Origin of the sequence: Micromonospora sp. NPDC047620 (genome assembly GCF_043205005.1) — a bacterium.
GTDB lineage: Bacteria > Actinomycetota > Actinomycetes > Mycobacteriales > Micromonosporaceae > Micromonospora.
This window is the reverse complement of sequence record NZ_JBIDDG010000019.1, coordinates 121,245-132,745: the sequence shown is the minus strand read 5'-3', so window position 1 is coordinate 132,745 and position 11,501 is coordinate 121,245. Positions and strand designations below refer to the sequence as shown.

The following is an 11,501-nucleotide window of genomic DNA, read 5'->3' as shown; positions in this document are numbered from 1 at the left end:
GATCTTCGCCGCGGGCATGCTCTGCGCGGACAGCAGGATCATCTGCGCCCGTCGCCAGGTCACCACCGATCCGGTGCCCCGACGGATGATCCGCAACAGGCGCTGCCCTTCGTCGTCGTCGATCTCCCGGACGCGTACTCGGTCTACCACCCGGACAGCCTGGCGACACCACGCCGTCCGAGCCAGCATCCGGACGGCGCGTCACGTCACGACAGGGCAAACGTTGCCTGATGCGGCACTAGAGACCAGCCGCCCAGATGCTCCAGTCGGAGATCTGTCTCAGGGCTCCGTGAGCGCTTGCCGGGTGTGACGGCTGGCCTTGGTGGCGGCTTGATGCCTGCGTCGGAAGAGGGAGCAGGCGATGACGTCGGCGGCCCGCCGTGCCGGGTCGATGCCCGGCGACGGCGACCGGGTGACGCAACGGAACGGGTTCGGGTGCCGGCAGAGACGCGCTGCCATGCCTGTTTCGGCAGGCCGGCGGCGATCTCGTCGACCACCCCGCCCGACGGGCCCGTGCCGTCGGCGTACGAACTCTGGCGCGACGGCGGCTTCGCCGCCGACTCCGGTTGTCGGGCCTACGACGCGGCTGCGCCGCCGTCGGGGAAGTTCTCGGCCCCCGCCACTTCCTCGATCCAGCCGAGGGCGGCGATCGCGGTGGGAAAGCCGCACGTGGTGATGGCGCCGAGGGCGACGGCGCGCACCTCGTCGAGTGTTGCTCCGTGCTCGATGGCTTTGCGAACGTTGGAGCGCACCGCCCCCTCGGCCTCGGCTCCGATCGCCATGGCAAGTCGGATCAGCCGGTCGGTCCGCTCGTCGAAGGGGCTGCGCTCACGTACGAGGCGGGCGAGCACCCCCTGTGCCTCGGCGACCTCGGGAAAGCGTTCGAGGAACTGCTTGTAGATGGTGGGCAGGTAGTCGACCACGTCTCCTCCGCCGGTGTCCGTGAGTTCGTCAGTCCCCACCCTAGTTTGAACGCGGGGGTGACGGTCGTTCCTGCCCATCACCGAACCGGTGACCCGGGCCGGCGGGCGGTCGCCTCGCGCACGGCGGCCGGCGAGGCGGGAGCGGCCGGGACGGGGGCGCGGCGCGCGCGGTAGACGACGTACGGGCGCCACAGGTAGGCCAGCGGTGCAGACCAGACGTGAACGAGCCGGGTGAACGGCCACAGTGCCAGGAACAGGAAACCGCCGATGGCGTGCAGCTGGTAGACCAGCGGCGCGCCGACCATGAGGTCGCTGCGCGGCGCGAACCAGAAGACGCTGCGGAACCAGACAGCGATCGTCTCCCGGTAGTCGTACCCGCTCCCGAGCAGGTTGGTGGCGACAGTGGCGATCATGCCGAGCGTGACCATGGCCGCCAGCGCGGCATAGAGCACCTTGTCCATGACGGTGGTCTTACGCCGGATCCGCCCGTTGACGAAGCGACGGGCGATGAGCAGGGCCAGTCCGGCAACGAGCATGAGGCCGGTGATGGTGCCGCCCCAGACGGCGGTCAGGTGGTAGGCGTGCTCGGAGATGCCCACGGCCTCGGTGACGGAGGCCGGCACCAGCAGCCCCATGGCGTGCCCGCCGATGACGCCGAACGCGCCGAGGTGGAACAGCGGCGATCCCAGGCGCAGGATCCGGTTCTCCAACAGCTGGCTGGTGTGGGTGGTCCACCCGAACTGGTCGTGTCGCCACCGCCACACGTGGCCAGCGACGAACACCGACAGGCACAGGTAGGGCAGGACGATCCAGATGACGGTGTTCATCGCGGCGCCTCCGACGGGCGGCAGGTGGGGTAGGGGGCGAGGCCGACGCCGGTGAGCTCGTCGGGACCGAGGGCGTCCAGGCCAACGGACTCGACGGGCGGGCCGTCGAGGGCGAGCGCCGCGATGGCGTCCCGGTCGGCGTCGGTCAGCGCGGGCAGGGCGCTGGTGATCGCGTCGAGGAGCAGGTGGTAGGGCGTGCGGAGATCGGCCAGCGCGGCGCGCAGCAGTTCGATACCGCGCCGGTGCTGGCGCAGCGGCGCTTCCCCCGCACCGGGGCCGACGGTCGCGGCGAACTCGAGCACGACCGGCAGCAGGTCGGGCAGCTCGCCGCCGGCCAGCCGCAGTCCGTGGGCGCGGTAGCGCTGCTGGAGGATGAGCAGCGCCATCCCCCGCTTGCGGGTGTCGCCGTGCAGGTAGTACGTCAGGTACAGGCCGGAGCGGCGGCGCAGGTCGAAGGTCTGCACGTAGTGCCGCTGTACGTCGATCGGCGCGGTGCCCAGCAGCCAGGTGAGGAACTCCTCGACCTGGCCGCGCAGCCGCGGGTGCCCGATCCGCGCGGCGGCGCCGCGCAGCTCGCTGCCGGCGCCGAGCAGGTCGGCGTCGGGGTAGCTGAGCAACACGGATGTGAGCTGGAACAGCCGGATCCGGTCGGCCGCGGTAACCGGGACGGTGTCGATGGCGGAGGCGGTCATGACTGGCCCCGCAGCGGGTTGATGGACAGCCCGGCCCGCCCGTCGCGGCGACGGGTGACCAGCCCGCGCCGGCCGACGTGCACGTCGTCCTCGCCGTCGACGAGGTGGAAGCGCTCCACGGCCGCTGCGACCGTCGCCTCGCCCCCCATACCGGGTCCGCCCTCGCAGTCGAGTGAGCAGCCGGCCTGCGCGGCCTGCGCCTCGAGGGCGGCGGCGTCGGCGCGGTAAGCGGTCGGGATGACGTACCGCTCGTCGTACTTGGCGATCGCCAGCAGCCGGTACATGGACTCGACCTGGTCGGCGGTCATCCCGATGCGGTCCAACAGGTCCTCGGCGACGGTGCCGTCCAGGGTGCGGGCGCGCATGTACGAGCGCATGGCGGCCAGCTTCATCAGCACGCCGGCGGTGGCGTCGGCGTCGCCGGCGGTGAACAGCTCGGCCAGGTACTCCACCGGGATACGCAGGTCCCGGATGGTGTGGAACACCTCGTCGGCGTCCGTGTCGTCCCGGCCGGCCGCGCCGGCCGCGTCGAGCACCGGCGACAGCGGGGGCACGTACCAGACCATCGGCAGCGTGCGGTACTCGGGGTGCAGCGGCAGCGCGATGCGGTACTCACTGATCAGCCGCCACACCGGCGACAGCTTCGCCGCCTCGATCCACTCGTCGGGCATGCCAGCGTCGCGGGCCGCCTGTTGCACCGCCGGGTCGTGCGGGTCCAGGAAGACGTCGCGCTGGGCATCCAGCAGGTCGTGCTCGTCCGGTACCGATGCGGCGGCGAGCACGCCGTCCTCGTCGTAGAAGACGATGCCGAGGTAGCGCAGCCGCCCCACGCACGTCTCGGAGCAGATGGTGGGCTGCCCGGCCTCGATACGCGGAAAGCACAGCGTGCACTTCTCGGCCTTGCCGGTGGCGTGGTTGACGTACACCTTCTTGTACGGGCACGCCGACACGCACATCCGCCAGCCCCGGCACTTGTCCTGGTCGACCAGCACGATGCCGTCCTCTTCCCGCTTGTACATCGCGCCGGAAGGGCAGGCCGACACGCACGCCGGGTTGAGGCAGTGCTCGCAGATGCGCGGCAGGTGGAACATGAAGGTCTTCTCGAACTCGAACCTGACCTTCGCCGCGGCGTCGGCGGGCATACGCGCGATGTTCGGGTCCGCGTCGGCGCGCTCGTGGGCGCCGCCGAGGCTGTCCTCCCAGTTCGCGCCCCACTGCACCGACATGGGCTCGCCGGTCAGGGCGGAGTACGGCCGCTTGACCGGCGTGTCGGTGAGGCCGGCGGGCGCGCTGACGAGGATGTCCTTGTCGAAGGTCGCCGGCTCGTAGTAGTCGTCGAGCGACGGCAGGTCCGGGTTGGCGAAGATCCGCGTCAGCCGCTTGACCCGCCCGCCGGAGCGCAGGGTCAGCCGCCCCTTGCCGTCGAGCTTCCACCCGCCGTGCCAGCGGTCCTGGTCCTCGTAGTGCTTGGGGTATCCGATGCCCGGCTTGGTCTCGACGTTGTTGAACCACACGTACTCGGTGCCCTCACGGTTGGTCCAGGTCTGCTTGCATGTCACCGAGCAGGTGTGGCAGCCGATGCACTTGTCGAGGTTCATCACCATGGCGACCTGCGCACGAATCCGCATCAGTACTCCACCTCCTGGTCGCGCCGGCGGATCACGGTGATCTCGTCGCGCTGGCTGCCGATCGGGCCGTAGTAGTTGAAGGCGTAGGTGAGCTGGGCGTGCCCACCGGCGAGGTGGGTGGGCTTGATCAGCAACCGGGTCATCGAGTTGTGGTAGCCGCCGCGGCGGCCCTTCTTCTCGGCCTTCGGCACGTTCACCGTGCGCTCCGGCGAGTGGTACTGGAACACCGTGCCCTCGGGCATGCGGTGGCTGACCACCGCCCGGGCGACGACGATGCCGTTGCGGTTGTGCGCCTCCACCCACTCGTTGTCCCTGACGCCGATCTTCGCGGCGTCCTCGACGCTCATCCAGATCACCGGCCCGCCCCGCGACAGCGCGAGCATCAGCTCGTTGTCGTGGTACATGGAGTGGATCGACCACTTGGCGTGCGGGGTCAGGAACCGCACCGTCACACCGCCATCCACCAGCTCGCCGGGCGTGCCGAAGTGGCGCGCCATGTTCAGCGGCGGGCGGAAGGCCGGCAGCTGTTCACCGAGTTCGGCGATCCAGTCGTGCTCGACGAAGAAGTGCTGCCGGCCGGTGAGGGTGTGCCACGGCTTCGACCGTTCGACGTTGAGCGTGAACGGCGAGTACCGGCGGCCGCCCTTCTCCGACCCCGACCACTCCGGGCTGGTGAAGACCGGCCGCGGCGCGTCCTGGGTGTCCGGGTACGAGATCCGGTCCTGCTCGTGCCCGGCGACCAGGTCGACGAAGGGCTGCCCGGTACGCTCCTCCAAGGCGGCGAAGCCGGCCGCGGCGACCCGGCCGTTGGTGGTGCCGGACAACGCGAGGATCGCCTCGCACATCCGGTCGGCGGTGGCCAACGACGGGCGCCCGGCGAAGGGGCCGTCCGCGACCACGCCGTTCTGGTGCCGCAGGTATTCGACCTCCGCGGTGACGTCGACCGTGATCGCCTTGGTGGTGGTGCCGAGGGTGTCCAGCAGCGGGCCCACCGCGCGCATCTTGGCGCCGATCAGCGGGTAGTCGCGTTCGATCTCGACCAGCTTCGGCATCGTGACACCGGGTACGGGCTCGCAGTCGCCCGCCTTCCAGTCGCGTACCCGGCCACCGGGCGTGGCCAACTCGTCCGGGGTGTCGTGCTGCAACGGCACCGCGAGGACGTCCCGGCGCACACCCAGGTGAACGCTGGCCAGTTCGCTGAACCGGTCGGCGAGGGCGAGGAAGGTGTCGTAGTCGGTGTGCGCGTCCGCCGGCGGCTCGACGGCCGGGCTGAACGCGTGCACGAACGGGTGCATGTCGGTGGTCGAGATGTCGTGCTTCTCGTACCAGGTGGCGGCCGGCAGGACCATGTCGGCGTGCAGGCCGGTGTTGGTCATCCGGAAGTCGATCGACGTGAGCAGGTCCAGCTTCCCGGTCGGCGCCTCGTCGCGCCAGACCACGTCGCGGGGCCGCTGGCCGGGGGCGCACTCCTCCGCGCTCGCGAGGGAGTCCACGCCGAGCAGGTGCCGCATGAAGTACTCGTTGCCCTTGCCCGAGGAGCCCAGCAGGTTGGCCCGCCACAGCGTCAGGCACCGGGGAAAGTTCATCGGGTCGTCGGGGTCCTCGGCCACCGCCTTGAGCCGGCCGGCCTTCAGTTCGTCCACCACGTACTGCTGGACCGTGCGGCCCGTGGCGGCCGCCTCGTCGGTGAGGTCCAGCGGGTTGCGGTTGAACGCCGGGTGGCCGGGGCTCCAGCCCATCCGCTGGGCGGCCGCGACCGTGTCCGCGAACGCCATCCCGGCGAACCGGCCGGTACCCAGCGGTGACGACAGTTCGTCGGCGGGCACCCGCTCGTAGCGCCACTGGTCGGTGTGCAGGTACCAGAACGGGGTGGAGGCCTGGTGGCGCATCGGGCGCTGCCAGTCGAAGGCGAACGACATGTGCTGCTGGCCGGTCAGCGGCCTGGCCTTCTCCTGGCCGACGTAGTGCGCCCAGCCGCCCCCGTTGACGCCCTGGCAGCCGGTCAGCGTGACGAGAGAAATGAAGGCCCGGTACGTCATGTCGGAGTGGAACCACTGGTTCGCGCCGGCGCCGAGGACGATCATCGAACGACCCCGGCTGCGCTCGGCGTTGCGGGCGAACTCGCGGGCGATCCGCGCGGCGAGCGCCGCCGGCACGCCGGTGATCTGCTCCTGCCAGGCCGGGGTGTTCGGGGCGTCCACGTCGTCGTACCCGGTCGGCCACTCACCCGGCAGGTCACCGCGGCGCACCCCGTACTGGGCCATCAGCAGGTCGAACACGGTGGTGACGAGGTGGTCTCCCACACGCGTGACCGGCACGCCGCGGCGCATCGTGGTGCCGCCTTCGGAGTCGCCGACGTCGAAGCGGGGCAGGTCGACCTCCACGGCGTCGTCGGTACGGCCGAGCAGTCCGAGGGCGGGCACGACATCGCCAAGGTCCAGGTTCCACCGGCCGGCGTCCCGGGCGCCGTAGCGGAAGCCGAGCGAGCCGTTCGGCACCACCGGCTCGCCCGTACGCTCGTCGACCAGCACCGTCTTGTGCTCGCCACCGTCGTCGCCGAGGTCGGCCGCGGTGAGGAACCGGTCGGGCGTCCACCCGCCGCCCGCGCGCTGCCGGAGCGTGACCAGGAACGGCAGGTCGGTGTAGCTGCGCACGTAGTCGGTGAAGTACGGCACCTGCCGGTCGCGGAAGAACTCGGTGAGGATGACGTGGCCCATCGCCATGGCGAGAGCGCCGTCGGTGCCGGGGTGCGGGGCGAGCCAGTCATCGGCGAACTTGACGTTGTCGGCGTAGTCCGGGCTGACCGCGACCACCTTGGTCCCCTTGTAGCGGGCCTCGGCCAGGAAGTGCGCGTCCGGGGTGCGGGTCACCGGGATGTTGGAACCCCACATCATCAGGTACGTGGCGTTCCACCAGTCGCCCGCCTCCGGCACGTCGGTCTGGTCACCCCAGATCTGGGGCGAGGCGACCGGAAGGTCGGCGTACCAGTCGTAGAAGCTGAGCAGCGTGCCGCCGAGCAGCGCGTGGTAGCGGGTGCCGGCGGCGAACGACGCCATCGACATCGCCGGAATCGGCGAGAAACCCACGACCCGGTCCGGCCCGTACGTCTTGGTGGTGTAGACGTGCGCGGCGGCCATCATGGTGATCGCCTCGTCCCAGGTGGCACGGACGAAACCGCCGCGCCCGCGCTGGCTCTTGTAGGCCCGTGCCTTCAGCGGATTCTCCACGATCTCGGCCCAGGCCGACACGGGGTCGCCGAGGCGCTGGTACGCCTCGCGGAACATCTCGGCAAGGACCCCGCGCACATACGGGTGGCGTACCCGCGACGGGGAGTACTCGTACCAGGAGAAGGAGGCGCCCCGGGGGCAGCCGCGCGGCTCGTAGTCCGGGGAGTCCGCACCCGTCGTCGGGTAGTCGGTGGCCTGGTGCTCCCAGGTGATCAGTCCGTCCTTGACGAAGACGTTCCAGGAGCACGAGCCGGTGCAGTTGACGCCGTGGGTGGAGCGGACGACGCGGTCGTAGCGCCAGCGGTCGCGGTAGAACGACTCCCAGCCGTTTTCCTCGACCTGGTGCAGGGTTCGACCATGGTCGCCGGTCGTCGCCCCGGTCAGGAAGCGGCGAGCGGCCAGCAGCGGCGCCACGCCCGGAACCTGGTCCGTCGCGGGAGGCTGGGCGGCGTCCGGCGATCGGTGTGGTGACACGGCGGTCACTCCTTCGGCGTCGAGTGAGGCGACGGCCCGTGGCGCGTCGGTGCCGCGCTGCCGCGCCGCACCACCACAGCCTCCGTTGCGACAACCTCCGGATCGGGAGGCTGCGGTCCTGATCCGGAAGGACCAAAGTCCTGACCTCGCGGGAAACGGCGGTGGCAACGCCCGGCGGCCGAATTGCCGCGAGGCCGTGGTCAAGGCACGGTGAATCAGGAAGGGCTGCCGGCTCACGAGCGGGCCGAGCGTGCTGGCGCCGTCAGCGGCGGGAACACCGCTCGTCGACGACGCGACGCACGTGCTCGCCGGGCGGCGGCGTCGCGGCGGGGCAGGTTCCGTCTCGCCCGTGCCGCAGCGGCGCGGTTCGTCGGCCTACCGTGCCGTCCGACACCGTCGTGCCGCGGGCAGGGGCAGGGTCGGGTCGGCGGTGGTGCCGCCTACCGGCCGGTCAGCGGGGCGCAGCCGCCGGCGGCAAGGGCCGGGGTCCGCCAGCACGGCTGGGTGGAGCTGGCGCTCGTCGCGACGCCGTCCGGGCTCCCGAGCGACGCCGGCCGGCGGTGTCGGCCGTGGGCACGACCAGGCGCACCACGCAGGCGTCCGGCGCGCCGAACGGCTCGAGGACGGCGCTGGCGGACGGGGCCCCGGACTGCTCCAGGGCACCCTGGACCACACCGACGTGGAGGTTGCAGATCGCGTCCGGGTTGCGGTTCACCAGCTCCAGGAAGGGGCAGGTGTGCAGGTGGATCTCGGTCCGCCCGTCGCCGTTGTGGTGCAGGCGAGGGCTGAAGCCGAGGCCGCGCAGCACGGCGAGGAGAACATCGGTCGGGTCGTCACCGGGCGGGGTGACGGCGGCCAGTTGCCGGCCCCAGTCCTGCCCGGCCCGGGTGGCTTCGGCCCGCACGTCACCCCGGGTACGCCGAGACAGGTGGTCGAGCAGCGCGACGGCCAGGGCCCGGTACGGCGCGGGCGCAGGCGCCTCGGCTGCGACCGTCCGGTAGCGCCAGGCCGGCCTGCCCGGCTGGCCGCCGCTGGCCCGGGCCTTGACCAGCAGGCCCGCGTCGACCAGCCGGTCGAGGTGGGCGCGGGCGGTCGACGGGTGCAGCCCCGTCCGCTCTCCCACCTCCGCGATGGTCATGCCGCCCCCGGACGCCTTGATGATCTCCAGGATCGAGGCCCGGCTCGCGGTGCCGAGCGCCCGGTGCCGGCCCGTGTCGATCACTTCCCCGATCGGCCCTGTCCTCGCGGTTTCCACGCTAGACAACGTTACAACGTCGCCCGCCGTAAAAACCCGGGAGTCACGTTCTCCCGCTCACATTCCCGACAGCGACCGGGACCCCTGGTCCCGGCGGGACGGGTTTGGCGAGGCCGACAGAGAGAGATCCGCAGGGAGGGACGACAACTGGTCACTTCTCCGCTGGCCAGGGCAACGAGCCGGGCAGGTAGCCGCAGGACGGGTCCTGTCCCCACAGGTCCCCGGTGACCGCGTACGCCCGGGCCCGAGATCCCCCGCACACCGCGCGGAACTCGCAGGCACCGCAGCGTCCCCGCAGCCGCCCCGGATCCCGCAGGCCGGTGAACAGCTCGGAGTCGCGGTAGATGTCTACCAGCGACAGCCGCCGAACGTTGCCCGCGGGCAGCGGCAGGAACCCGCTCGGGTGGACGTCCCCGCGGTGCGAGACGAAGACGAAGCCATTGCCCGCGCTGACCCGTAGTGGCGCCCGTCGCACCCGATCGGCCCGACCGGTCAGGCCGTGCTCGTCCAGCCGCGCGCGCAGTTCCCGGTACAGTGGCCCCAACCCGAACGCCGTCACCGGGTCCTCCCCGCGGCGCGCCAGCGCGTCGCGTTGCAGGCAGACCCGGCGGAAGTGGTGCGCCTCGGTGGTCTTCACCGGCACGGTCTCCCCGAGGTCGTAGAGCACGTGCAGCACGTCCTCGGTCTCCGCCGCGTCCAGGCCCGCCAGCGCCCGTCCACGACCGGTCGGCACGAGGAAGAAGACGCTCCACAGCGAGACGCCCCGATCGTGCACCTGGGCCGCGATCCCCGGCAGGTCGCGCACCGTGTCCCGGGTGACCGTCGTGTTGATCTGGACCTTGAGTCCCAGGTCACGCGCGTCCTGCCAGGCCCGGCCGGTGAGCTCCCAGACTCCCGGCACGCCCCGGAACCCGTCGTGTCCGGCGGCGGTGGCCGCGTCCAGGCTCAGCGAGATGGCCCGGGCGCCGGCGTTCCGGATGCCGGCCAGGGCGTCCCGGGTGAGCGTCGGGGTGCCCGACGGCGACACCGACACCGGCAGGCCCAGCTCGTCCCCCCGGCGGACCAGCGTCTCCAGGTCCGGCCGCTGGAACGGGTCCCCACCGGTGATCACGAACAGCGGCGCGGGGCGGCCGAAGGCCGCGACCTGGGCCATGAGCGACGTCGCCTCGTCGGTGTCGAGCTCGGCCGGGTCGCGCAGCGGCCGGGCCGACGCGCGGCAGTGCAGGCAGGCCAGCGGGCAGGCCCGGGTGGCCTCCCAGATGACGATGAACGGGCGCTCCCGTACGTCATGTCGTGGTGTCCGCACCGGCGCTCCCGCCCGGTGCGGCCCGCCGCCTGATGCCGATGTGGTAACCCGTGTCACGGCGTGGACGGTGCCCGGCGGAAACGGCGCACACCAGGGACCGGAGACCCTCGTCGGCGGGCCGCTCGACCCGGGAATGCCACGGTCGCCTCGGCCGTGCCGGCACGGCCGAGGACGCTTGTTCCCAGCCGCCGAATCGCCCCATTCTCATCCGTGGCCGCCGCGTACCCCGGTCGTCTCGACCACGGGCGCAACTGCCCGGTGATCTCGGGACCTTCGGCCCGGTCCGGTGAGATATCGGGTCGGCAGGATTGCCGGGCGTCCCTCCGGTTGGCGTGCCGTGACCGGTCCGACCGTGGACGCCACAGCGACCGATCGGAGGCATGAGGTGTATGTCGCGAGGGACCGAGGAGGCGGAGCGGGCACTGCTGGCCGTGTGGGGCCGCACGCCCACCCGGACCGGCTGGGACGGACCACCTCGGCACCGGGGCCGGACCCGGACGGGCCGTTGACCACCGTACGGGTCCGGTACTTCGGCGGCACCCGGGCCGCCGCCGGAGTGCCCGAGGAGGACCAGCAGGCCGGCACGCTGGCCGAACTGCTCGACCGGATCGGCGACCGGCACGGACCGGAACTGCGGACCGCCCTGCGGGCGTGCAGCTTCCTGGTCGACGGCACCCAGTGGCGCGACGAACACCAGGTCCTACCTCCGGCCGCCACGGTCGACGTGCTACCGCCGTTCGCCGGCGGCTGAACCACGAAGGAGACATCATGGCCGACCCACGGCTGGACGACTGGCTCCCCGGCGCTGCGGCGGCGCTCGACCTGCCGACGCCGTCGAGCGACGACACCCGGGCACTGCTCGACCTGGTGCGGACGGTGGCGCACGGTGTCTGCCGTCCGGCAGGCCCGCTCGCGGCGTATCTCGTCGGGGTGGCTGTCGGGCGGCATGCCGACCTCGACGTGGCACGTGTCGCCCTGACCGCCCTCGTACCTGAGGAGGCCACTTGACCACCGATGCGGGGCCTCCGCACACCTCCCGGCCGACCGGCCGGGCGGCGGCGTGCCCGCTGGCGTACGCGCTCCCGACACCGAGCGCCGCGGAGTGGGGCCTTCCGGCCCTGATCCGTCCCGTTCGGCTGCAACAGGCTCAGAACCAGGAAGCGGATCAT

The 11,501-nt window shown here is 71.9% G+C and carries 8 protein-coding genes and 1 pseudogene; 2 read left to right on the top strand and 7 right to left on the bottom strand.

The annotated features are described in order from the left end of the window. Positions 1-575 precede the first annotated feature (575 nt). From ACGF5C_RS23075 to ACGF5C_RS23045, 7 genes and pseudogenes are all read right to left on the bottom strand, one after another. A complete protein-coding gene (locus tag ACGF5C_RS23075; RefSeq protein WP_393304677.1) occupies positions 576-923 on the bottom strand; it encodes a carboxymuconolactone decarboxylase family protein in 348 nt (115 codons plus the stop codon). A 77-nt stretch (positions 924-1,000) separates the two neighbouring features. Then, positions 1,001-1,750: a respiratory nitrate reductase subunit gamma gene (gene narI / locus ACGF5C_RS23070; protein WP_393304675.1), complete on the bottom strand. Its 750-nt coding sequence runs from the start codon at positions 1,748-1,750 to the stop codon at positions 1,001-1,003. Next, positions 1,747-2,442, bottom strand: a complete 696-nt coding sequence (gene narJ / locus ACGF5C_RS23065; protein WP_393304673.1) for a nitrate reductase molybdenum cofactor assembly chaperone — start codon at positions 2,440-2,442, stop codon at positions 1,747-1,749. Before narJ ends, narI begins: the two co-directional genes overlap by 4 nt. Continuing rightward, a complete protein-coding gene (gene narH / locus ACGF5C_RS23060; protein WP_393304671.1) occupies positions 2,439-4,070 on the bottom strand; it encodes a nitrate reductase subunit beta in 1,632 nt (543 codons plus the stop codon). The genes narJ and narH overlap by 4 nt, the downstream gene beginning before the upstream one ends. Next, positions 4,070-7,771 carry a nitrate reductase subunit alpha gene (locus tag ACGF5C_RS23055; RefSeq protein ID WP_393304669.1) on the bottom strand — a complete coding sequence of 1,234 codons (3,702 nt, stop codon included), beginning with the start codon at positions 7,769-7,771 and terminating at the stop codon, positions 4,070-4,072. The genes narH and ACGF5C_RS23055 overlap by 1 nt, the downstream gene beginning before the upstream one ends. 559 nt (positions 7,772-8,330) lie before the next feature. Further along, positions 8,331-9,026, bottom strand: a pseudogene (locus ACGF5C_RS23050) (helix-turn-helix transcriptional regulator); the annotation flags it as partial. A 151-nt stretch (positions 9,027-9,177) separates the two neighbouring features. After that, positions 9,178-10,332 carry a TIGR04053 family radical SAM/SPASM domain-containing protein gene (locus ACGF5C_RS23045; RefSeq protein ID WP_393304667.1) on the bottom strand — a complete coding sequence of 385 codons (1,155 nt, stop codon included), beginning with the start codon at positions 10,330-10,332 and terminating at the stop codon, positions 9,178-9,180. Positions 10,333-10,837: 505 nt separating this feature from the next. Between ACGF5C_RS23045 and ACGF5C_RS23040 the strand changes: the two genes are divergently transcribed. Beyond that, positions 10,838-11,083 carry a MoaD/ThiS family protein gene (locus ACGF5C_RS23040; RefSeq protein ID WP_393304665.1) on the top strand — a complete coding sequence of 82 codons (246 nt, stop codon included), beginning with the start codon at positions 10,838-10,840 and terminating at the stop codon, positions 11,081-11,083. Between the two features lie 17 nt (positions 11,084-11,100). Next, positions 11,101-11,340 carry a DUF6457 domain-containing protein gene (locus ACGF5C_RS23035; protein WP_393304663.1) on the top strand — a complete coding sequence of 80 codons (240 nt, stop codon included), beginning with the start codon at positions 11,101-11,103 and terminating at the stop codon, positions 11,338-11,340. The last annotated feature ends 161 nt before the right edge of the window (positions 11,341-11,501 follow it).